The organism is Pantanalinema rosaneae CENA516 (assembly GCF_050753385.1).
GTDB classification, from domain to species: domain Bacteria; phylum Cyanobacteriota; class Cyanobacteriia; order Leptolyngbyales; family Leptolyngbyaceae; genus Pantanalinema; species Pantanalinema rosaneae.
Window position 1 is genome coordinate 1 of sequence record NZ_JBLZFZ010000024.1, and the last position, 22055, is coordinate 22055.

Consider the following 22055-nt stretch of genomic DNA (forward strand, 5'->3'; position numbering starts at 1 on the left):
AGATGTGTATAAGAGACAGGGTGAGGGCGATGGGGGCGGTGGGAGAGGTGGTAGGCTGATTGAGTTGGTATAGGGGATGACTATTATGGTTGCTTCAGACTCGGAGAGGTTGATGCTAGCTGAGGCGCAAAGTGTGTTGCGGCGGTTTACCTGTCTCGATCGCCTGGCTCCAGAAATGATTCCCGATCGGGCGTTAACTCGTCAGGCACTATTATTAGTAGCTCACCATTCGGATTACCAAATTTTTGGCATTTGTGCCGATAGCGTTGAGCAAGCGACGACAGCGCTACATCGTTATTTGGCAGGGTTGGGATATGAAGAAAGTCCAACCGTACCTCCCTTAGCGGGCATTGTTTATGTCAAGTACAACCCTAAAACAGGACGGTGTCATACCGATGCCTATATTGGGCAGCATCGCGGCGTTCTCGTTTCCTGCCAATCTGCCTATGATGGGGATGTGAACGAAACCTTCGGACATTTACCACTGGATCTGTTCTAGGATTGCGCTGTTCTTCCCCACCCTCCCCATCCTCCTCATCTCCGCTACCTCCCCCTCCATGCTCCTGACTTCACCTCCCCTCTCGATCGCAGATCTCCGAGCGACCCTGCGCCCCGGACAACAGGAACTTGCCGACTGGCAGGGCGGTGCATTAGCGGTATCCGCCGTACCGGGAGCCGGAAAATCAACGGGAATGGCGGCGGCTGCCGCGATCGCGATCGCTCGAAATCAGTTGCATCAAAAGCGGCGGTTGATTGTGGTGACGTTTACGCGATCGGCCGCCGCGAATATTAAGGCAAAAATTCGCGAGAATCTGAAGCAGCTATCGTTGCCGGTTGGTGGCTTTTCGGTGCATACATTGCATGGGCTTGCCTGGTCGATCGCTCGCAGTCATCTGGAGTTGTCGGGGTTGAATCCCGATAGTGTGTTAATTACGCCAGAGAAAGGACATCGGTTAATTCGTACCTGTGTGGAGCAGTGGCTCGCGGCAAATCCGCGTCAGTATCAATTGCTATTAGAGGGACGGCAGTTTGATGGGGAGGAGACGGAACGGTTACGGCGACAGTCGGTGTTACGGACGGAGGTTCTACCCGACTTGGCGAACACGGTGATTCGGGAAGCCAAAAGTTCGGGGTTGTTGCCGCCGGATCTTGAGCAATTAGGTCGAGATGCGATCGTGCGATCGCTGAGTGCAGAGGAAGAGTCAGCACCGGATTATGAGATTCTGGCGATCGCGGCAGGATTGTACGAGTTCTACCAGGCACAACTGCGTAGTCGGAACTTAATGGACTATGACGAGATGATCTTAGGTGCATTACGAGTGCTGGAAGATCCGGCGGTACGGCAGTTCTGGCAAACCCAGGTGTTTGGGGTGTTTGAAGATGAAGCGCAGGATTCCAGTCCGTTGCAAACCCGATTGTTAGAAATTTTGGCGGCGGATCCTACTGATCCAAATAATCCCGATCGCTTGAATCTAGTGCGAGTGGGTGATCCGAATCAGGCGATTAACTCCACCTTTACTCCGGCTGACCCGATCTACTTTCGGGAATTTTGTGATGCCTGTCGCCAGCAGCAGCGTCTAGCCACGATGACCCAGGCAGGACGGAGTAATCGCCGGATTATTACTGCCGCCAATTTTATGTTGCAGTGGGTCAATCGATCGCACCTTGCTGGGCCGATTCAACCCTTTCGTCCCCAGGCGATCGATCCGGTTGGATCTGATGATCCGCAACCGAATGCTAACCCGGAGGCAGCAGGGCGGGGACTGGAGCTATATCGCCCGGACGATGTCTATCAAACCGTGGAATTGATTGGGCAACGGGTGATGCAGTTGTTTGAGCAAGATCCCCAGGCACAGGCGGCGGTGTTGGTGCGGGTGAACGAGCAAGGACGATTTATTGCCAGGGAGTTAAAGCGCTGGCATGGTGAAGATATTCCCATTTATGAGGTGGGACAACAGGATCGCCAATCCCACGTCCCGGCGGAACTGCTGCGGTTACTGCAATTCTGCGATCGCCCCCATTCCCCGGATTATCTGAAAGCGGCATTAACTACCCTGGTCGATCGGCGGTTGATTCCTACCCAGGATTTGAATGCCCTGGTGGCGTTTCCAGAACAATTTTTGTATCCCAGTGCGATCGATCCCCCCCAATCCGATGCGGTGTTGCAAGCCCGACGCTACTGTACCAGCTTGCTCCGGGCGCGATTGGAATTGCCGACGTATCAATTAATTCCCTTCCTGGCTTATACCCTGGACTATGACCAGAGCGAATTAGCCACGGCGGATAAATTGACCGATCGCTTGCTGCAACAAACCACTGGAAATCATGCGTTGTCCGCATTATTAGGTGTATTAAGTGAAATTGTGGCTTCGGAGCGGTTTGAGCCGGTGGATGCTGAGGCGATGGAATCTCGCTATACGGCGGGTGGACAACTAACGATCATCACCATGCATAAAGCCAAAGGGCTGGATTGGGATTATGTCTTTCTACCGTTTTTGCATGAGAATATGATCCCGAATGCCGCCCGGATTCCGCCTCAGTGGCAGTTTCTAGGTGACTTTACCTTGTCAGAAGTGGCGCGGGCGCAAATTCGAGCTAGTTTGCATGATCAATTTCCCTTGCCGAATGTGGTGGAGGCGTGGGAAAAAGCCAAGAATTTGAAGACGGCGGAGGAATTTCGCTTGTTGTATGTGGCGATGACTCGGGCGAAACGGTTGTTATGGATGTCGGCGGCTCAAAAAGCCCCGTTTACCTGGAATAAGCCAGAAAATTTAGAGGATCGCAAACCCTGTCCGGTCATACCAGTGTTACGACAGCAGTTTCCCGAAGCGATCGTGTCTTAAGGGCAACTAGAGTCGAATGTCACTGAAATAACAATCCGAACTGCTCCCAAACCCCCTTTCTACAATGCCGTCAGGCTATATTCTGAGGGAGCCGAACCTCAAAGTCCCCCAAAGTTGGGGGCTTAAAGCCCTACGGGTATATCAGAAAAGGGGGCGATCAGAGTGAAGCGTGTCCTTAAGTCAGTGCCATTCAACTAGAGTCATTCTTTTGTGAGAAGACAAATCATTCAGGAGCCAGTAATTTGGAACATTAGACGATTTCTGCTACAGCGATCGCTAACTTGACGAGATTAACCCAAATGATGGATCTGCTACTCACCGTGGATTGGCATAGACTGTTTGTGCCCAACATTTCCCTGGCTGAACATTTTTTGCGCGGCACGATCGTTTACTTAGGATTGTTTTTCCTGCTCCGATTCTTACCCAGCCGTCAAGTTGGCGCGGTTGGGGTGACTGATTTACTCGTGGTGATTCTGTTTGCCAATGCTGCCCAAAATGCCATGGCAACCAATTACACATCGATTACTGACGGGCTGATTTTAATTGGCACCATTATTTTTTGGAGTTATTTACTCAACTGGTTAGGCTACCAATTTCCTGGCGTTCAACGCTTGCTGTCCGCACCGCCATTATTGCTGGTGAAAAATGGTCGTATGATTTATCGCAATATGCGCCGAGAACTGATTACAGAGAGTGAACTGCGGTTGCAACTTCGTAAGCAGGGAGTCGAAAAAATTGAAGAGGTAAAACAGGCGTTTATGGAGCCGGACGGCAATATTAGTGTGATTGCTGATACAGCCAAAGGTCAGCCATTATCGCAACCCAGGATAGGCTAACGATCGCTAAAGATTGAGATTCATACTTATTCAAAATTGCTTGACGAAACGAGTGCCAGACTATAGAGTGCATCACGACTCTGGCTAAACGAGATAGGTCAAGCATGGGCATTCAGACGATCGCACGAAGAACATTCCTCAGTTGGTTAGCGACAGCCAGTATTGTCAGTTTTGGATTATTAGCTGATGCCATGCTGCCGCAGCCAGCCAATAGCGCTGAACGGATTCGCTTATCGTTTGGCACCTTTGAGCGATCGATTTCAGTCAATGCTCTGGAAACTTTTGTCAAAACCGGCACCGTGACTACGCCAGAATTAACCTTTTTGGTGCGGCGGTTAGATGCGAGAACTCAAGCCTTGCTCCGGAAAGGTTTACAGACAAAACTAGAAGTTGATTTTTTGACCCTCGATCGGTTTTTGCAAGTGCAAATGGGGGAAGGCTTGCTGAGGCGGTTAGGGGAAATTATTCAGCCTCGGTATGATGTCAACGGGTTTCACGGCATTCGATCGGCGATGATTCAAGCGGGTGGCGATCCAGAGGGATTAACCCTCTTAAACGTGCTGCGCTACTTCCCGACAGATGATATTCGCATTGATTTAGCCACGGTGTTGCAATTAGTCAAAACAGTTCAGGCGGTGCCGGAATATCGCGATGCCTTAGTTGCTGCGGTCGATCGCCAAGCTGCCATAGAAGCCGCTGCCGAACCGGCGATTGATCCCTCCCAACTGCCGGACTTAGGGCAACCGGGGCCCTATCGCTACAGCAAAACTACCTTAACGATGCCGATCGCGGCGGTGCGACAAACGCAACAAGGATTAGCCACCAATTATGATTTGCCCGTTGATCTGTATTTGCCGGAAGGGTTATCGCAACCAGCCCCATTGATTGTTATGAGTCATGGTTTTGGGTCTACCCGCGAAACCTATGATTATGTCTTGAAGCATTTGGCTTCCCACGGGTTTGCGATCGTCGCCCCCGAACATCTCGGCAGTGATCTACCCTATCGTCAGCTTTACTTGCAAGGGCTACTGAATGTGGATATTAGCCCGATGGAAGTGGTGAATCGCCCGATCGAAATTTCCTACATGCTGGATCACTTAGAAAGTCTAGTTGCCAATGATCCAAATCTGGCTAACCGGATCAATATGCAGCAGATTGGTATGTTGGGGAATTCCTATGGCGCGACCACGGCATTAGCGGTAGCGGGTGCCACGGTGAATGTGGCGCGGTTAAACCAGGAATGTGTACCAGATAAACATATTCTCAACTTTTCGGTGTTGTTGCAGTGTCGAGCCAGCTACCTCCCACCGCAGGACTATCGCTTTGTCGATCGCCGCATTAAGGCTGTATTTGCTGCCTATCCTCTAACCAGTGTGTTGTATGGCCCCGAAGGACTCAGCACGATCGAGATTCCCACAATGATTATGGCGGGCAGTCGGGATGTGTTTACGCCAGTGGCGGAGGAACAGGTGCATCCGTTTTTGTGGCTGAATACCCCGAACAAATATCTAGCGTTAATGGTCAATGGCACTCACTTCTCAACGGCTACAGATGAGATTAATGCCAGCCTACCGGGGATTTTACGCAGTCCAGCCCCCAACCTGGGACGGCAGTATGTGTATGCCTTATCGGTGGCATTTTTTAATGCCTATGTGGCTAATCGTCCGGAGTATTTGCGCTACCTGACTCCCTCCTATGCCGAAGCCTACGGACAGGAGCCGTTGAAACTGAAGCTGGTGCGATCGCTAACTGCCCCACAACTCCAAGCGGCTTACGGCAGTCCACCGCCGGAACCGATTATTCCACCCCCGATCGGTCAACGAGTTGCTCAACGCCAGGAATCGATCGGGCAGGAAATTCAACGAACGGGCACACTCAAAGTGGCATTTCGGAGTGATGCGGCTCCGTTAGGCTATGTTGATCCGCAAAAAGATCAGTGGACAGGGTATTGTTCGGCATTAGTGGATAGCTTTGCCACTTACTTACAACGGCAACTGAAGTTGTCTGTGCCGATTGAGGTGGTGAAACTGCAATCTACTCTGGAAAACCGCTTTCAACTGGTAGCCAATCAAACGGTGCATCTAGAGTGTGGTCCGAATACGATTCGTCGCGGAGTTGCTGGAGTGGTTTTTTCCAATCCCTTCTTTGCCGCCGGAACGCAGTTTTTAGTTAAACAAGCCAACGCTAACCCGATGAATTTGGCAAACTTTCTGCAAGGACGCAAGGTGGGAGTATTGCCCGATAGCCTGACGGAGCAATTTGTCCGCCAACAATTTCCCCAAAGTACCTTAGTGAATTTTCCGGGTGTGTCCGGCAGATCGGAAGCGGTACAAGCGGTAACGACAGGGGCGATCGATGCCTTTGCGGGAGATGGTGTGTTATTGGCGGGGGAACTCTTGCGGCAAAGTCTGCCGATCGAGCAATATAGTTTGCTTCCAAAACAACCGTTGACCTGCGATTTCTATGGCTTAATTCTGCCGAATAACGACACCAACTGGCAGCAAACTGTGAATACATTTTTATTAGATCCCCAGGCAAAACAAGTGCGCCAAACCTGGTTTAAGGGTGACTTATTCCAGGATGCCGTGGCGAATGTGGATGCTTGTATTAATCGGTAATCCTCGATCACGATTACCCCTCTTCGCGAATGGGTGTCGTCACTTCCGAGCGTAATACTGTGATCGCCGTTGGTGTACCGATCTCAATCCCTTCCCAGCGACTCAGGATCACAGCATTGACTAAATTGCTCGAGACATTAACGATCGTTTTGAAGCCATCGGTGATCCGATCGACTCCAGCCACGATCGCCACACCTTCAACGGGTAATCCGGCGGCGGCTAAGACCGTGGTCATGGAAATAATCCCGGAACCGGGAACTCCGGCAGTGCTGAAGGAAACCAGCAAGGTACTCAGTCCGATCGAGACCAGTAGTTCGGTCGTCAGGGGAATTTGATAAATTTGGGCGATAAATAACGCATTAAATCCCTGGTAAATCGCGGAACCATCTCGTTTTAAGGCAGAGCCTAAGGGAATGGCAAAACTGGCGATCGCAGGATTCATACCATAGACTTCTTCGGCATTTTGCAGGGAGAGGGGAAGTACCGCATTGGAACTAGCCGTCCCAAAGGAAAGTGAAAACGTGGGAAAAAAACTTTTGAAATAATCCAATGGTTTCGCTTTTAGCGCTAATAAAATACAGATATGAAATCCCATCATCACTGTAAACGCCAATAGTAGCCCCAAGATATATACCAATAATCGGGTAATTAATCCGAAGCCCTGACTGGCAATAACAGAACTAATTAAGGCGAATACGCCAATGGGAGCAGTATAGAGAATTACAAACAGAATTTTTTCAAAAATAATATAGGTGCTTTCAATGAACCTGAGAAAGGGAGCGGCTTTTTCCCCCGTTAGCTGAATCCCAATCCCTACTAAAGCGGCTGAAAAGATAATCTGCAATAAATTACCATTGCTCATTGACTCTAGCGGATTCACGGGAATTAAACTAACTAACCAATCCACTAACGATTGACTGGGTTGGGTACTAGAAGCGGCTTGAATCGATAAACCAGTCATGCCCGTCCCCGGATGGAGCAAGGTGCAGACGGTTAATCCCCAACACACCGCGATCGCGCTAGTCAACACATAACTGCCCAGCAGTTTAACCACGTATCGCCCGACCTGGTTGGTGTCTCGAACTCGGGTTAATCCCATAATCAGGGATGAGAAGACGATCGGCACAACCACAAACTGAATCAGTCGTAGAAATGCCCGCCCGATCGGCGCTAACACATAGTGATCAATCGGAACGATCGCCTCGGGAAACCATCCGGTTAATCCAGCTCCAAACAAAATCCCCATGCCTAGAGCCGCGAGGATCAATACTGACAGATTCATATAACTGGTGGGTGTGTGCATTCAATCATCTGGGTTCAATGTACCATCGCCGCACTCCCAGAAGATGATTCACTAGGCGAGCCGCTCAACTGCCACTTATTTCGTGATCCGATGCAGCTAGAGAGGGGGTTGCGATCGCAGCAGGTATGACGCAGGTTATGGTGGGCGATCGCACGTTATTCCTTTACCGCAGTGTTTGCTGTCGATCGCGCCGGACAGCAGAATTGTGATGCAACGATAAACAATTCAATCTTTGTTAGGAAATCCTTAAACTCAGTTAACTCTAAATTGTTCACCGGGCACGTTTTATGGCTTCTAAAAAATATTATCTATGACAAATCCACATTGGCAAACTGCTACATAGAGCACAATTAATGATTATGATTAAATCCTAATAAGGAAAAAATGATTAAACCATAACTTTGAGTAAGTTTAATCGACAATTTTTGCAATTTCTATTACCTGTAAAAGGAAGCCAAACTGCCCTCCTACAGCTAAAATCAGCAATTTTATCGTTTGTATTGAGAAGTCTTCTTAATAAGCTCAAACCGTAACAATTGACTTCACATTTAATCGTGATAAATTAAGCGTATTCGTAATGAACACGGCTAGGCAGATTAGGGAGAGAGAATATGGCTGACATTCAAAGTCTTGTCCGGTCGATCGATCAGGTCGGTGACAATCCCATTGGGTTAGATCATTCTGTTACTACCCCAATTTGTGAAGGGTTGAATATTGCTCTAGCGAGTTTTCAAGCATTGTATCTGCAATATCAGAAGCATCACTTTGTCGTGGAAGGTTCAGAGTTCTACTCACTGCATGAATTCTTTTCGGATAGCTATGAAGCCGTCGAAGGTTATGTGCATAAATTAGGTGAACGCCTGAATGGCTTAGGTGGGATTCCAGCCGCCAGTTTTACCAAATTAGCGGAACTTTGCTGCTTCACGCCGGAACCCGATGGCGCATTCACCAGCCGCAAAATGGTAGAAAATGATTTGCAAGCCGAACAAGCCGTGATTAGTATGCTGCGGCGGCAAGCGGCTCAGGCAGAGAGTTTAGGAGATCGGGCCACTCGGCTGATGTATGAACAAATGCTAATGGAAACGGAAGATCGAGCTTTCCATCTGGCTCACTTCTTGGCTCACGATAGCCTGACCCTGGCATTCGTGCAAAGCAATAATTAGTAGGTTTACTCCACTAAAATATTGATCTGAATTTCTTGCAGATTTCGTGATTAGTCAGCCGATGGTTAGAAGCAGAGTTCTCTCCATCGGCTGATTTGTTTAATGATAAAAATTTAAGTTAGCGCAAACCAAGATAATGGGTGCCGCGATAACTCAGTCTCAAGGTGGATTGGGGTAATGGAATGCTCGCTGGACTGGAAAACCGGGTCGGCACCCCCCGATACTTGCCAGTGAGTTGACTTTCCGTAACTTCGATCGCGGGGGCAACGGACTCGTAGGCAGTGCCACGATAGGAGAGTCTCATAATTACCGTTCCTTGTAAATTTGGGGCTTACAGGATCTATCATCCTTGATCAATTGTTAGCTACAGGTGACAAATCCCCTTGAAACTGTGTGATATTTGACAGACTAATTGCTGATCTAAGTCTTCAAATTCGGTGATCTGAATCATAAAGGGCTATACGGCTTGCCCCCAGGGAATTACAGCGTCAGTTTGGCTAATCCCAGATACCGGATACCCAGAGGATTAACCTCAAAACGGCAGGGTAGTACGAGTAAGCCCTGGGCGATCGCCTCTCGCAATAGTTGACCATAAACGCGATCGGCGCTATCCCCAGGGGCAAACTCAACACAATCGCCGCGATTAATGAAATACAGCATCACGGCTGACGCAGTAGGTAACACTCCCATCAGTTCCCGCAAATGCTTTTGCCCTCGGGTCGTGACGGTATCGGGAAATAGAGCCAACTGCCCCTGTGCCCAGGTGGTATTTTTCACCTCTAGATAAATAGGTCGGTTCGTTCCGGTTAGCACAAAATCAATCCGACTGTTTTCCTGTCCATAGGGGACTTCAAACTGAATTTGGCTGTAGTCTCCCAGTTCCGGAAAGCGTTTTTGTGCCAAAGCCTGCTTAATCACGCGATTGGGCAAACTGGTATTCACGCCTGCCCAGGTGGGTTCTGTATCGTGAACCTGAATTAACTCCCAGGTGTAGGCAAGTTTGCGAGTCGGACTGGTGCTATGGGAAACATAAACGGCACTCCCTGGTACGCATACACCCGTCATCGGTCCAGTATTGGGACAATGGGCGGTGATGACCTCGCCGTTCGCCAGTTCAATGTCGGCAAAAAACCGCTTATAGCGCCGAATCAGAATGCCGGGGTATAGGGTTGGGTATTGATAAACAAAATCGCTCATGGATAGCAGATCCACGATCGCCCCTGGCGTTCCTGCGGCGATCGCTTACGTCTTCGAGATAAAGTGCGCCCATACTCTACCATCTGGTCCTGCCACCCGATCCATATAGCTATAGGGATATAACAACTTGCGACCTTCCGTATTGTTGTATCCAGTTAAGGCATCACCCCAGGGGTCGTTCACCAGATAACCCTGGGGCGTAAAGCCAATCAGACAAATAATGTGTCCACTGGCGGTAAAGTCACCGCCCAGAATCACCGGACGACGACTTGCTAACTCACTCTTGACCTCTGACCATTTGCGCGTGGTCGAAAAACTGGTTTTGAATCCGTAGGCTTTAATCAGTTCTGACAGCAGATTGTTATCGGTTTGGCTACCCTCCCCCCGTTTGTTCAGACACCATTGCAGCAGTTCATCTTCTAATTGCTTACCGCTCTTCGATCGAACGCCATAGTAGTAAAACGCCATCGCGATCGACGTGACATTGCAGGTTGCCCAGGAATAGCGGGGATTATCCCGTTGGGAAAAATAGGGGACATTCAGTTCGACCTGCGGCGGAAAGGGATTGAATCCTTGATCCCCCCGGCGCATTTGCACAAAGGCAGGAAATACATAGCCTGTGTTGCCAAACCCCGGTAGTTCTTCTGTAAGCGCCAGTTTGATATGTCCGGCTTCCAGGGCATAGCTTGATACCCCATAAAACTCACCTGCCGGGAACTGATATTTTTCCTGAGGCTTGAGGGCAGCCGAATCAACGGGACGTTTCTTAAACAATGTGGCTTTAGGAGCCGTGACGGTGAGGGCGAACGGATCGTAGGGAATCACCTCATTGCCGCGTTTAATATGAATATGCTGCCAGTAGATATAACCGGAGTCACCAAAATTCGGTAAGGGTGCGGCTAACGTGACGCGGAAATGTCCTTTAATACAGGCATATCCGGTAATCGCGAGTACCTGACCTTGTAATAGTTGGGCTTTCTGGTTGTCTGGCAATGTTGAGGAATCAACCGCCTTTGCCTTAATCAGCGTGGTAGTGTCAACCAGGAGTTGAGCGCTAAGCTTGGTATTCGGAACATCGTTAATATTGAAGCGCAGGACTTGGGTGCCTTTGCTCAGTTGCACAAAGTTTTCATAGAAGTAACCGAAGTTGCCCACCGGGGCAATGTCATCCTTCAGTTCTACTTTGAGATGACCATCCACATACCCATACCGACTGACAGTAAATGTTTGCCCAGCTTTGACTAACACTTTCCCGGCGGCAGTTAGTGTACTGGAATCGGCAGGAGAGGCTTTAAAGAATGTGTCTTGTAGTACCTTGAGGCTGAGGGATTGCCCTGCTGTGAGCGGATTGTTACTAACTGTTAAGTAAATGATCTGATTAATCAGTTCCTTGCCTGCACTGTCCAGTCCTTTTAACCGTAACCATCGCGCTCCGGGCGATTGAAACCCTTTTTCTAATCGAACCTGCCAGGTTTTTGTCCCTGCATCTAACGCGATCGTCAGGGGGTATTTATCTTCAGCAACCAGCGTGACCTTGGCAATTTTTTGGGGGTCATAGTTGCCCTTTAAAACAGTCAGCGTGTTTAACAATAACTCTTTGGGAGCGGTGTAAGTCAGCAAAGCAGAGACAGCGGCAGCAGGACTGGCGGCGAGGTTGGTAAAATCCTGTCCTGGTTCACTTGGTAAATCGGCTGGGATTGATGTCTCTGTCATAACGTATTCCTCTGCTGGGATGACTAGCCCTGATTAGTGGACGACCAACGATCGCTAAAGTTGCCCGATCGTCGCTTGTCCGCTCCAGCCCTATTCTAGTCATCGCACTTGAGAGCGATCGCACCCGTTAAAGAAGCTCAATTTTTCGCCTGGAACTGGCGTGTATGGTCAGCCAAACAGAGGATAGAGGGCGCGATCGCTGCATACAGTTGCAACGTTCACCCTCAATCCTCTGTCCGGCTGGAATTCCGTGGGCTGATCACCTAAGCGCCGATCGCCGCCAAAATATCGGTTGCGTGAGTTTCGGTATTAATCGTGGTGTAGACCTGGCTAATTTTGCCGTCACTCCCAATCACGTAGGTGACCCGCTTGGCATAGCGCATCCCATTCATTTCACCCTCGACATCGTAAGCTTTGGTAATGTCTCCATCAATATCAGCCAGGAGGGGAAAGGGTAAATTAAACTTGCTGGTAAAGGCTTGGTGAGAAGCTTCGTCATCTAGGCTGACTCCAAACACCGGAATGCCTTTGTCTAAATACCGTTGGTAGTTATCCCGAAAACTGCACGCTTCTTTGGTGCAACCTGGGGTGTCATCTTTGGGGTAGAAGTACAGCACCACCGTCTTGCCCGCATAGTCAGACAGGGAAACTGTGTTGCCATTCGTATCTTTAACTGTGAAATGGGGAGCGGTATCACCAACGGATAGAGGCATAGGTTCAGAATCCTCTGACGTAAGAACATGAAAAATTTTAGTATTTATTGCGATCGTCTAACGTAACTAAGTCTCAACATCCTTGAGGATAAGACGTTGCGCGAGTAGCTCACAATCCGTCATCTGGTAGAGAACGATTTTCCTCAAAAATTCTGTATCATAAACTACAGAATGCTTTCGGGTTGGCTTAATTTTGTCAACTAATTCAACGACAGTGGCGGCTGTAATGTCGAGGTGGTGCTGATTGCCCTGCTGTCAGGAGATCCTTCCCTAGGTCAGCCAACATTCCGCCAGCATTCTCTGCGATCGAATCTGAATGCTAAGGATGAATGGGTGATGAAACTTGAATCAGAATTTCAGCTTTACTTGCAACGTCGTCAGTTAGAGCAAGCCCTGAGTGCGGATGGGGATTTAGCGCGATCGAGTTGGGTCAGACTGGTGCAACCTTTGAGTGCGGTTAGTGCTGATCAAGCCTTACTCCTGTGTCCTGCCTCTGAGCATCAGTGGGTAGCCTGGATTCCAGATTATGGCGAGGTTTTACTAGATACCGATCAGTTTTATGGCACAGCTTAGAGGGTGTTTGAAAAGGTGTTAGCTGTGATGTTAAGCACTCAGAGATCCCCCCTAGTCCCCCTTTTTAAGGGGGGAATCAGTCTCATAGTCCCCCTTAAAAAGGGGGATCGTGTCTGTTGCTACTTACAAAAGGACTTTTAAAACATCCTCTTAGAGTTCCTATACAGAGTTAAGGCTGTGATCTAGGTGTTCTTTGATGCCCGTAGCTGTGATCTAATTGACCTGATTTTGTGACCTAAATCACTTGCCCTTAGTAACAGAAACCCAGTTATCCTTATCCACAGATAATATGAATGGGTGATCGTTAAAACCTAGTCTCTGCGCTGATTTTACTGGTTTGATCCTCCTCATAAATCCTTGTTATTCTTTAATTGCTTCTTATTCTGAACTTTATAAATTCGTGTTAGTTACCTTAATTTTCATGGGCAGGATAAGTGTGTAGTAAGTTACCAGTCTCCTAGATAAAGCTGGTTAAATCCTATGACACGATCGGGGCTCACAACAGTAATTGGTGGCGTAGCAGCAGCGTTATGCTTGATTCCGGTAATGGGTCAAGATGCCCAGGCATTTGGACTTGGCAGCAATTGGTCCTATAGTCTTGATGCTGTCGGTGATGGTTCTGGTGGAAGTGTCTACGACATTCGGGGCATGGCAATGCGGATTGTCGGTGACGAATTACACGTTGCCCTAAATAGCAACCTGGCAATCACTGGTACGTCTCACTCCCGGGCGGCTGATGGCAATATTGGCTGGGGTGATTTATTTTTTAACTTTACCGGGAAAAGCTTTAATGAAGCTCAGGGTAGCTTGTTTGGGGTACGCTTTGCGAGTACGAATGATTCCCCAGTCGCGGTTGGGGTCTATTCTAATGTGCAGGCAACCAGTGTGACATCGACTAATGATGGCTATTCCAGCTTGAACCAGTATTACAATGCTGGCTTCGATCGCGCTAATACGATGGGTTCGGAAGGGCTAACTACTAAGACACAAGTATTAAATTACTTTGGCGGAAACGGTCCGATCAATAATGTGATTGGCTCTGGTAATCAAATTGGTGGCATTACAATGCTATCCGCCAGCCTGTTAAGCGGACTGAACTTTGGCAGCAATGCCGGTTCCCAAACCTTTGGCTTTAGCCTGAACCGCAATCTGTTACCCAGTGGCTCTTTCCTATCGAACATTTTCCTGGAATGCGGGAACGATGGTGTTGCCATGAAATCAGAAGCGGTTCCTGAACCCGCAACGATGCTGGGAGCAACGCTTGGTTTGGCTGGTTTAGCCGGTGCTAAGCGGATGCGTCGTCGCAAGGAAGAATCGGCGGGTTAGCTCGTTCGTTGTTCAAGTTCATGGTGCATCCACTTCACTGAAGAGACGCATGGAAGATCCGATCGCTGCCGGACATTCCTGCGTCTCTTGAGTCAGTCGATCGCTAGTTAAAGTGCTTGATAATAGCTTCAGCGAACTCAGAACACTTCAGCGGTGGCTCAACGGGGGGTTCCATCAACCGAGCCAGATCATAGGTAACTTCCCGATGGGAAATGGCGGCTCCTAGCCCTTTGGTAATTAGATCTGCCGCTTCCTGCCAGCCCAAGTATTCCAGCATCATTACCCCCGACAAAATCAGGGAGCCAGGATTGACCCGATCGAGTCCGGCATGTTTGGGGGCTGTCCCATGCGTGGCTTCAAAAATGGCGCAGGCATCGCCAATATTGGCACCGGGGCCCATACCTAACCCACCGACGATCGCCGCCGCCGCATCGGATAGGTAATCCCCGTTCAGGTTCATGGTTGCCAGGATGGAGTATTCATCCGGTCGGGTTTGAATTTGCTGGAAAATGCTATCGGCAATGCGATCGTTAACCATGATCTTGTCTTTCCACTGCCCATTGCCGTGGGTTTCCCAGATCGTATCCAGCACCAACTTCACTTCTGCACAGATTTTCTCTTGCTTCTCTGTGGTCAGGGCATCGTATCCCGGTTCAATCTGCCGAGCATTGTCTTCTAGGGAGATATCTGGTTGTTTCTCCTTGTTACTGAGAATCCAAGATTCCCGTTCGGTTACACATTCCGCCCGGAACTCCGTGGTTGCCAGTTCATAGCCCCAATCCCGGAATGCCCCTTCGGTGTACTTCATGATGTTGCCTTTATGCACCAGCGTCACCATTTGTTTGGATTTGGGTAAACGCAGTGCATGTTTGATGGCTCGCCGGACTAAGCGTTGCGATCCAGTTTTGCTAATCGGTTTGATGCCGATCCCCGCATCGAGCGGAATCTGTTTTTTGCCATGCTCCGGCGTACCCGGAATTAAGTCTTCGTTCAGCAATTTAATCAGGCGATCGCACATGTCTGTGCCCTGCCGCCACTCAATCCCTAAATAAATATCCTCGGTATTCTCCCGATAGATGATCACATCCAGCTTTTCGGGGTTTTTGTGGGGTGAGGGGGTGCCAGCATAGTAACGGCAGGGACGAATACAGGCATACAGGTCAAAAATTTGCCGCAGCGCCACGTTCAGGGAGCGAATTCCACCGCCGATCGGGGTGGTTAATGGTCCTTTGATGGCTACCCCGTAGGTCTGGATCGCCTCTAGCGTATCCTGGGGCAAATATTGGTAGGTGCCATATTTTTCACAGGCTTCATCCCCGGCATAGACCTTAAACCAGGAAATTTGGCGTTTACCGCCATAAGCTTTTTCCACGGCGGCATCAAATACCCGCTGCGAGGCAGGCCACAAATCGATTCCCGTCCCATCGCCTCGAATAAACGGAATAATGGGATTGTCAGGAACTACCGGTTCACCCTGGTTGAAGGTAATTTGGGAACCCGTAGTGGGAGGGGAAAGTTTTTCGTAAGTCATCAACACTCACTCCTGGTAATTACGTGTGACAGCAGGTGCATATCCCTGGGCGATCGCTTGGGCTGCTGCTAACGTCCTGGTTAGAATATCCCAGCATAAACGAATAGACTGTACCTTATGAGCGAATTCTCTCACGATCGACAGAAGATCCGTGTTCTGCGGCAATTAGCTCTCAGAGACAGAGAATGAGCCGCTTCATGATAGAGAATGCTTTATTTCTGGCAAAATTGATTTGTGATCAACAGACGTTTTAAAATTTAACCAGGCTTAAACTTGACTGAATATTTGTTAATTTAGTCAGTGGTAATGCCATCAAACAATTAACTTTTACCCTATATTCTTCCTGATGCTAATTGCGAATAGGGATATGGAGCCCCGCCGCCACGATGGAGATTCGCGTAATTTCACCGAGTATCTTGGCTGATTCCCATCAATTTGCTGCATCAATCTGTCAATTTCATATACATTTTTCATAGATTTGCGCCTGAAAATCATCATAAGTTCACTGGAGGCTGGGAATTCTAGAATTAAAGGGGTGAACTATCAGCTTTAAGGATGGGAATTCATACCTCACAGTGACTTTTTGAGAGTGATTGTGCGGAATGCTAACCTTTTAAGGTAAGAGTTCGTCCGTGCCAAGCTGTACTTTCTGTATGGAAGCTTCGATGAAACGGATTCTGGTAGTTGATGATGACACGACATTACGGATGGCTTTGACCCGTTATCTGGAGAAACGGGGGTATTCTGTGCAGGATATTGGTTCGGCGGTCGAGGCTTTAGCGGTATTTGAGCAAGATCCGCCGGATTTAGTGGTTTCCGATGTTGTCATGCCAGAAATGGATGGGTTTGAGTTCTGCCGTCGGTTACGAGCCACTCGGCTGGGGCAATTAGTGCCGTTCATCTTTCTATCGAGTCGCAGTGAGGTAGAAGATCGGGTACAGGGACACTCAATGGGGGCAGATGATTATTTAATTAAGCCGTTTGAGCCAAGGGAACTCTTAGCCAAAATTGAAGCCCAACTCGAACGATCGCGCCGGATTCATTCGGAAATTGTCCGATTAATGCAAAAATCGGGGGTGAATGATTCTAGTACGGCAGACACCCCAGTGTTGCCCACCATGAGCCTACCGTTAACTCCGGCGGAAGAAAAAGTATTTTGGGAGGTGATCCAGGGCTATACCAATAAGCAGATTGGCGATCGGCTGTTTGTCAGCCCCCGTACTGTCCAAACCCATCTCAGCAATATTCTCAGCAAACTTCAGCTAGAAAATCGCTCTCAGTTAGTCCGGTTTGCCTTTGAGCATGGATATAAACCGCCGACGGAATCATCCTCCTAGAACCCTGAAATCATGGCATCCATTGGTACTCGGCAGGTGGAAATTTTACAATGGCAGGTTGATTTCTGACTGCCTGCTGCCAGTCGAGTCACCGAGTGTGGGATGCTAAATAAACAGGATAGGCATACCCATACTCCGGACTCTGTGATTGAACCTCTGAATGGCATGATTTCTGGTGTTTATACCTTAGATGCTCTCCAGGCGACGATCGCCGCTGCTCCCCAGCACTGGCGACCGTTGGTTTTTACAAACGGCTGTTTTGATCTGATTCACGCGGGTCATGTGCGGTATCTCCAGGCGGCTAAACAGTTGGGACGATCGCTAGTCATTGGGCTAAACAGTGACCAGTCTGTACGTACCATCAAGCCCCAGGCGGCGGGTGCTCCCCCCCGTCCGATCGTCCCGGAAGCTCAAAGAGCAGAGGTTTTGGCAGCTTTGAAACCTGTTGATGGGGTAGTGATTTTTGCCGAAACGACGGCAACTCAACTACTTGCTGCCCTTCAGCCAGAGGTGTATGCCAAGGGCGGTGACTATCAAATTGCCACCCTACCTGAAGCCCCCACTGTCCAAGCCTACGGAGGACGCATTGAACTGATTAAGATTGAAGTACCCAGTTCTACTTCCGCCATCATCCGCCGCATCCTGGCAGGTGCAGAGAATTAAGAGAATTAACTGATTGATTTATTGCTTGTAGCTGCTTGAAATGAACAGTTCCACTAATCTCACAGCATCCACCCCGGCAGATCCAACTGCCCTGACGGAGCTGCGCCAGAAGCTTGCCTCTGCCCCTGAAAAGACCCAGTTACAACTGATTACTGAAGTAGGCAGCCAGGGAGAACCAGGGCTGACTACGCTCATGGGGTTTTTGTTAGAGCGGCAGGCCGCCGCCACGAATGGTGCAGGTTCTCCTGGTCAAACTTGGCTGAAACCAGACTTGGTGATGGGTAAGGCCTACCAACTGGTATGGAGTGCCAATACGCCGCAGACCCAGGAATTTCTGCAAACTCACTTTCCGGAGGGACTTGTCCCCCTGCGATCGCCCGCTCAAGTTGACTATCGCCCTCTGCAAAAACTATTGGCAGAGCAAAATTGGCAAGCCGCTGACCAACTGACCTTGCAAAAGCTGTGTGAACTCGCAGGCCCCACGGCGACCCAGCGCAAATGGATCTACTTCACTGAGGTGGAACAGCTACCCGCGATCGATCTGCAAATCATCAATGCGCTCTGGTTGGTACATTCCGAAGGACGATTTGGGTTTTCGGTACAGCGTGATGTTTGGCTCAGTGTCGGTAAAAACTGGGACAAACTGTGGACCAAGATTGGCTGGAAGTCAGAGAATAATTGGACACGCTATCCGCAAGAATTTACCTGGGATTTGACGGCTCCCCTGGGACATCTGCCGCTATCCAACCAACTACGGGGTGTTCGAGTGATTGCCTCCCTGCTTTCCCATCCTGCCTGGACAGCTTAAATAGAGTGTTTCTTACGGGGTATGTAAGGTCATCGGGGCGTGATTGATGCCGTCCCGATATTGACATTATCAGGGCTAATCTTCTCCCTACGGTGACTCTGCCGTCAATAAACATAGATTAGGGTAATAAAAAATACACTTATTGCTGGCTATGACCTCCGTATTTCTTCTAGCCCAGCTTTTTTTAAACTAGAAAATTCCGTATTCTCCCCTGGCTTCAAAACGTTGATCGAGGCTGGTAAAAGGGAATGCTGTGTATAGTTAAGGACTCTCAAGATAGTGTTCTGTTGGCACAGGCGATCGTTCAGTGGTATTCGCATTCAGTTATCGAAAGTTCACGAACAATCTCAATGGTCAGCAGCCAAATTACGGGAGTCGCATGGTGACACACGGAGGGTAAGGGGTCGGCATGGTCAGCCAAGATCATCGATTATTTTGTCGCCTGGACGGTTTGACAGTATCCGCCCGGGAACAGCAACGGACACGGGTGATGGCAGAACTGGGCTTTTTGGAAGCCGAGAGTATCCCAGTCTTTGACGAAACAACCCAGACTGCCGCACATTTTCTGCGGATGCCGATCTGCATTCTGGGACTAATGGATGTCGATCGCCAGTGGTTCAAATCGGCGGTCGGGCTGTCCCGATTGGGGCTGATGAACGAACTCGCGACATCGCGGCAATTACCTCGTCTGGAAACCTTCTGTACCCATGTAGTGGATAGTCAGCAGGTGCTCGTGATTCCTGACACGTTAGCCCATCCTGCCTTTGCTAATAGTCTGTTGGTGCATCAGTATGGTATTCGGGCTTACGTGGGCGTACCGTTAATGACTTCCAACAGTTATTGTGTCGGCACCCTGGCGGTGATGGACACCACTCCCCGTGACTTTACTGACCAGGATATTGAGACTTTGCAATTGGTGGCTCGCTGGAGTATGAGCGAGTTTGAGCGGCAGCAGGCAACGCTGCATCAACTCAGTCCATCATTGTCGGTGGTCGATCGCGCCATGACGGCGGAACTTTCTCCAGCAATCCAACTGAAAGTCGAATTACTCAGCCAACTCACCCAAGAACTCCGTACCCCCTTGACCTCCGTTATGGGTATGGCAAGTGTCCTGAACCGCGAAATCTATGGGCCGTTAACGAGTAAGCAGAAGGAATATCTGAACATCATTCACCATAGTGGGCAGTACTTACTATCGCTGGTGAACGAAATTTTAGAGCTATCAGCGATCGAGGAAATTGACCAACGGCTGAACTTAAGTTCTGTGGATATCGAAATGTTGTGTCAGCAGGCTATCAATACGCTGGAACAGGTAGCACAGCGACGCGAACAAAAAATTCGATTGTCAGTTGAGCCAGGGCGACGGATTTGGTTATTAGATAAAGATAAAGTCCGGCAACTCCTGTATCATCTGGTGTTCAGTGTGATTCAGTCCTCGACGGCAGGTAGTGTGGTGCGCTTACATGTGTCGCGGCGAGAGCAGGCGTTAAATATTGCCGTGTGGGTGTCCCATCCCTGGTTAGGCGAAGGCTTACCCTATGCCGAAATTCATCCGCAACCATCGTTAGTGGCGGCTTCGAGCAGTTCCGAAGCTTCCCTGTACGATAGCTATCGATCGTTGGAAACGGGTGCCTTAGACTTGAGCGAACATCTCTATCGAGTGGCACTGGAGGATGAAATCCCTGAGTCTGAACTGTACCAGAGTTCTACTGCTGATCCCGCCGATGAGGCTGAAGTGCCCCGGAAAAATTTGGCACTGCTGTTAGGCCGCCAATTAGCCGAACTTCATGGCGGATATATCACGATTCAAGGTACTCCAGAGTCGGGTTTTCGCTATGTCGTGAGTTTGCCCCAGCCGCATCAGTAATGTCGGGATAGGCAGCCACCTCTGGTAGACGCTATATTCAGCAATTCGTTGAGCCTTCAGCACTGGATGGGATGGTGGATAGATGCCATTACCATCCACTGTTAGTGTATAAAGTTCCAATAAAGCCCAATGACTCACCTTGACACTCAAGCTGCAAATTGATTAACTTGGTGACCAGAGAATAAGAAAACGAGACTGTAGCTTCTTCTCTTGAGAGGTTGTCTCTACCTTAGGTTTGTTCGGTTAGTAATTGAGTTTAATGTATCAGGTCGGCTTTACCGATCGTGAGTTTGTTCGGCTACTAATACGTCATTTCCAGCATTAAATCAACAACTTTAATCTCAGGATGGCAAGAATTTATCCCCCATTGGTATGAATGGTTAAATTCGGTTCATCTGCCATTGTTTAACGAATTTGTCATAACTAAATAACCATACCATTGGGAAATTTTGTTCTGTCCTGTTGGTGTTGATGCGATCGGGCGGAAGGCGATCGGTAGTCTGTCCTGTCCCCGTGTTTAACACGGTTCATTCACCCTCGTACAGTTAAAGGATAGGTAAACTATGAACTTCAAGTCATTAAGTGCTGGGGCTGTCATTGCTGGAATGATCACAACTGGAACTCTGGCTACTGCTCCAGCGCAGGCTGCCTGTTTGGGCAATGGTGATTGCACGAGTGTATCTCTTTTTGATGCAATCCACACTGGTGGTTTTAGCTATCAGGTAGGGGATAAGATCTTCGATAATTTTCGCAATTACACCACTGCTGAATCGGGTGGAGGAGATGCTCCTACTGATAAAGAAATCTCTTTTACGGGATTCAAGCACAGCGACACCGCCTACTATCTCAAGTTTGAAAGCAGTAAGTGGAATGTAGATGCAGGAGAAACCATTAGTACCAGTTGGTTCTACGATATTACTTCGCTAGCCGCTCCGATTAATGGAATTGACATAGCACTTGCTGATTTTTCTTTTACATCAGGACAACCTGGCACGAAGCCGGGTCAGATCCATATCAACGAAACGGCTTACCTACCGCCGTATGATTCCGTGGGACCTAATACCGCGTTAGCCAACCTTGGGGTAGATACGGCTCAAGGTGTTGTCGGGGGGGTAGTCTACTTCAGCCCCTTACAAAAAATCACCATTGCCAAAGGAGTTGATCTGGAGGGGCATGGCGGCACTGCCTCTCTTTCAGCTTTTAATAATTCTGTTCGCCAAGTTCCGACTCCAGCTTTACTCCCCGGCCTGATTGGTATGGGAGTGGCGGCTTGGCGGAAGCGCAAGGGTGAGGTGGCTGACGAAGTGGGGGCTGAGGGTTAAACCAGACGCTTTGAGTTGTTAGCCTTTTAGACCGGATCTGATGTTGGTTGTGGAAAGCGAACATCAGATCTTTTTCTATTGCCGCATCGTCAGCGACGTTTGCAGCTACGGAGCGTTGCTCTCTTTCACCCCCACACTGTTGCCATTGCCCACTACAGTAGATGGCTTTCTCATCATTCAACTGTCATGGTTCAATGCTGTTGCTTTGCAGTGTAGCCGTTTTCACATTAAGAGTCATTACT

19 protein-coding genes are annotated in these 22055 nt (G+C 49.1%); 12 read left to right on the forward strand and 7 right to left on the reverse strand.

From position 1 onward, the window contains the following. Nucleotides 1–112: 112 nt before the first annotated feature. The 4 genes from ACN4EK_RS15185 to ACN4EK_RS15200 all read left to right on the forward strand — a co-directional run bounded on the left by ACN4EK_RS15185 (nt 113) and on the right by ACN4EK_RS15200 (nt 6297). Nucleotides 113–499: a DUF1824 family protein gene (locus tag ACN4EK_RS15185; RefSeq protein ID WP_431658828.1), complete on the forward strand. Its 387-nt coding sequence runs from the start codon at nt 113–115 to the stop codon at nt 497–499. A 58-nt stretch (nt 500–557) separates the two neighbouring features. Continuing rightward, nucleotides 558–2843, forward strand: coding sequence for an ATP-dependent helicase (locus ACN4EK_RS15190; protein ID WP_431658829.1), 2286 nt, complete (start codon nt 558–560; stop codon nt 2841–2843). 299 nt (nt 2844–3142) lie between these two features. Continuing rightward, nucleotides 3143–3679, forward strand: coding sequence for a DUF421 domain-containing protein (locus tag ACN4EK_RS15195; RefSeq protein WP_431658831.1), 537 nt, complete (start codon nt 3143–3145; stop codon nt 3677–3679). 104 nt (nt 3680–3783) lie between these two features. Beyond that, entirely contained in the window at nt 3784–6297 is a 2514-nt protein-coding gene (locus tag ACN4EK_RS15200; protein ID WP_431658832.1) for an alpha/beta hydrolase, read from the forward strand. A gap of 13 nt (nt 6298–6310) precedes the next feature. Here the strand turns inward: ACN4EK_RS15200 and ACN4EK_RS15205 are convergent, their stop codons facing one another. Further along, a complete protein-coding gene (locus ACN4EK_RS15205) occupies nt 6311–7600 on the reverse strand; it encodes a dicarboxylate/amino acid:cation symporter (protein WP_431658833.1) in 1290 nt (429 codons plus the stop codon). Between the two features lie 611 nt (nt 7601–8211). Here ACN4EK_RS15205 and dpsA point away from each other — a divergent pair. Then, the gene (dpsA, locus tag ACN4EK_RS15210) at nt 8212–8763 is read left to right on the forward strand and encodes a DNA starvation/stress protection protein DpsA (RefSeq protein WP_431658834.1); all 552 of its coding nucleotides are present in this window, start codon (nt 8212–8214) and stop codon (nt 8761–8763) included. A 118-nt stretch (nt 8764–8881) separates the two neighbouring features. Here the strand turns inward: dpsA and ACN4EK_RS15215 are convergent, their stop codons facing one another. The 4 genes from ACN4EK_RS15215 to ACN4EK_RS15230 all read right to left on the reverse strand — a co-directional run bounded on the left by ACN4EK_RS15215 (nt 8882) and on the right by ACN4EK_RS15230 (nt 12386). Beyond that, nucleotides 8882–9067: a DUF4278 domain-containing protein gene (locus ACN4EK_RS15215; RefSeq protein ID WP_431658835.1), complete on the reverse strand. Its 186-nt coding sequence runs from the start codon at nt 9065–9067 to the stop codon at nt 8882–8884. 176 nt (nt 9068–9243) lie between these two features. Continuing rightward, a complete protein-coding gene (sfsA, locus tag ACN4EK_RS15220) occupies nt 9244–9960 on the reverse strand; it encodes a DNA/RNA nuclease SfsA (protein WP_431658837.1) in 717 nt (238 codons plus the stop codon). Between the two features lie 45 nt (nt 9961–10005). After that, on the reverse strand, nt 10006–11673 hold the full coding sequence (locus ACN4EK_RS15225) for a C39 family peptidase (protein ID WP_431658838.1): 1668 nt from the start codon (nt 11671–11673) through the stop codon (nt 10006–10008). A gap of 263 nt (nt 11674–11936) precedes the next feature. Beyond that, nucleotides 11937–12386, reverse strand: a complete 450-nt coding sequence (locus ACN4EK_RS15230) for a peroxiredoxin (protein ID WP_431658840.1) — start codon at nt 12384–12386, stop codon at nt 11937–11939. Between the two features lie 336 nt (nt 12387–12722). Here ACN4EK_RS15230 and ACN4EK_RS15235 point away from each other — a divergent pair, with 336 nt between their 5' ends. Continuing rightward, complete coding sequence (locus tag ACN4EK_RS15235) at nt 12723–12959, forward strand: hypothetical protein (protein ID WP_431658841.1); 237 nt, start codon at nt 12723–12725, stop codon at nt 12957–12959. A gap of 480 nt (nt 12960–13439) precedes the next feature. Next, nucleotides 13440–14285, forward strand: coding sequence for a PEP-CTERM sorting domain-containing protein (locus ACN4EK_RS15240; RefSeq protein ID WP_431658842.1), 846 nt, complete (start codon nt 13440–13442; stop codon nt 14283–14285). A 103-nt stretch (nt 14286–14388) separates the two neighbouring features. Here ACN4EK_RS15240 and ACN4EK_RS15245 read toward each other — a convergent pair whose 3' ends face one another. Beyond that, the gene (locus ACN4EK_RS15245) at nt 14389–15816 is read right to left on the reverse strand and encodes an NADP-dependent isocitrate dehydrogenase (RefSeq protein WP_431658844.1); all 1428 of its coding nucleotides are present in this window, start codon (nt 15814–15816) and stop codon (nt 14389–14391) included. A 665-nt stretch (nt 15817–16481) separates the two neighbouring features. On the opposite strand from ACN4EK_RS15245, the gene ACN4EK_RS15250 reads away from it, so the two are divergent. The 4 genes from ACN4EK_RS15250 (at nt 16482) to ACN4EK_RS15265 (ending at nt 20491) form a co-directional block, all read left to right on the forward strand. After that, complete coding sequence (locus tag ACN4EK_RS15250) at nt 16482–17153, forward strand: response regulator transcription factor (protein ID WP_431658845.1); 672 nt, start codon at nt 16482–16484, stop codon at nt 17151–17153. A gap of 102 nt (nt 17154–17255) precedes the next feature. Then, nucleotides 17256–17816 carry an adenylyltransferase/cytidyltransferase family protein gene (locus ACN4EK_RS15255; RefSeq protein WP_431658847.1) on the forward strand — a complete coding sequence of 187 codons (561 nt, stop codon included), beginning with the start codon at nt 17256–17258 and terminating at the stop codon, nt 17814–17816. A 40-nt stretch (nt 17817–17856) separates the two neighbouring features. Continuing rightward, nucleotides 17857–18624 (forward strand): GUN4 N-terminal ARM-like repeat domain-containing protein, encoded by a 768-nt coding sequence (locus tag ACN4EK_RS15260; protein WP_431658848.1) that lies wholly within the window; start codon nt 17857–17859, stop codon nt 18622–18624. Nucleotides 18625–19033: 409 nt separating this feature from the next. After that, nucleotides 19034–20491, forward strand: a complete 1458-nt coding sequence (locus ACN4EK_RS15265; RefSeq protein WP_431658849.1) for a GAF domain-containing sensor histidine kinase — start codon at nt 19034–19036, stop codon at nt 20489–20491. A gap of 380 nt (nt 20492–20871) precedes the next feature. Here ACN4EK_RS15265 and ACN4EK_RS15270 read toward each other — a convergent pair whose 3' ends face one another. Next, entirely contained in the window at nt 20872–21015 is a 144-nt protein-coding gene (locus tag ACN4EK_RS15270) for a hypothetical protein (protein ID WP_431658850.1), read from the reverse strand. A 39-nt stretch (nt 21016–21054) separates the two neighbouring features. Here ACN4EK_RS15270 and ACN4EK_RS15275 point away from each other — a divergent pair, with 39 nt between their 5' ends. Continuing rightward, nucleotides 21055–21813: a PTPA-CTERM sorting domain-containing protein gene (locus ACN4EK_RS15275; RefSeq protein ID WP_431658851.1), complete on the forward strand. Its 759-nt coding sequence runs from the start codon at nt 21055–21057 to the stop codon at nt 21811–21813. Nucleotides 21814–22055 lie beyond the last annotated feature (242 nt).

What these genes read in the sequence shown, in the direction of transcription:
- ACN4EK_RS15185 (WP_431658828.1), top strand. Translation starts at nt 113, where the DNA reads ATGCTAGCTGAGGCGCAAAGTGTGTTGCGGCGGTTTACCTGTCTCGAT.
- ACN4EK_RS15190 (WP_431658829.1), top strand. Translation starts at nt 558, where the DNA reads ATGCTCCTGACTTCACCTCCCCTCTCGATCGCAGATCTCCGAGCGACC.
- ACN4EK_RS15195 (WP_431658831.1), top strand. Translation starts at nt 3,143, where the DNA reads ATGATGGATCTGCTACTCACCGTGGATTGGCATAGACTGTTTGTGCCC.
- ACN4EK_RS15200 (WP_431658832.1), top strand. Translation starts at nt 3,784, where the DNA reads ATGGGCATTCAGACGATCGCACGAAGAACATTCCTCAGTTGGTTAGCG.
- ACN4EK_RS15205 (WP_431658833.1), bottom strand. Translation starts at nt 7,600, where the DNA reads ATGCACACACCCACCAGTTATATGAATCTGTCAGTATTGATCCTCGCG.
- dpsA (WP_431658834.1), top strand. Translation starts at nt 8,212, where the DNA reads ATGGCTGACATTCAAAGTCTTGTCCGGTCGATCGATCAGGTCGGTGAC.
- ACN4EK_RS15215 (WP_431658835.1), bottom strand. Translation starts at nt 9,067, where the DNA reads ATGAGACTCTCCTATCGTGGCACTGCCTACGAGTCCGTTGCCCCCGCG.
- sfsA (WP_431658837.1), bottom strand. Translation starts at nt 9,960, where the DNA reads ATGAGCGATTTTGTTTATCAATACCCAACCCTATACCCCGGCATTCTG.
- ACN4EK_RS15225 (WP_431658838.1), bottom strand. Translation starts at nt 11,673, where the DNA reads ATGACAGAGACATCAATCCCAGCCGATTTACCAAGTGAACCAGGACAG.
- ACN4EK_RS15230 (WP_431658840.1), bottom strand. Translation starts at nt 12,386, where the DNA reads ATGCCTCTATCCGTTGGTGATACCGCTCCCCATTTCACAGTTAAAGAT.
- ACN4EK_RS15235 (WP_431658841.1), top strand. Translation starts at nt 12,723, where the DNA reads ATGAAACTTGAATCAGAATTTCAGCTTTACTTGCAACGTCGTCAGTTA.
- ACN4EK_RS15240 (WP_431658842.1), top strand. Translation starts at nt 13,440, where the DNA reads ATGACACGATCGGGGCTCACAACAGTAATTGGTGGCGTAGCAGCAGCG.
- ACN4EK_RS15245 (WP_431658844.1), bottom strand. Translation starts at nt 15,816, where the DNA reads ATGACTTACGAAAAACTTTCCCCTCCCACTACGGGTTCCCAAATTACC.
- ACN4EK_RS15250 (WP_431658845.1), top strand. Translation starts at nt 16,482, where the DNA reads ATGAAACGGATTCTGGTAGTTGATGATGACACGACATTACGGATGGCT.
- ACN4EK_RS15255 (WP_431658847.1), top strand. Translation starts at nt 17,256, where the DNA reads ATGCTAAATAAACAGGATAGGCATACCCATACTCCGGACTCTGTGATT.
- ACN4EK_RS15260 (WP_431658848.1), top strand. Translation starts at nt 17,857, where the DNA reads ATGAACAGTTCCACTAATCTCACAGCATCCACCCCGGCAGATCCAACT.
- ACN4EK_RS15265 (WP_431658849.1), top strand. Translation starts at nt 19,034, where the DNA reads ATGGTCAGCCAAGATCATCGATTATTTTGTCGCCTGGACGGTTTGACA.
- ACN4EK_RS15275 (WP_431658851.1), top strand. Translation starts at nt 21,055, where the DNA reads ATGAACTTCAAGTCATTAAGTGCTGGGGCTGTCATTGCTGGAATGATC.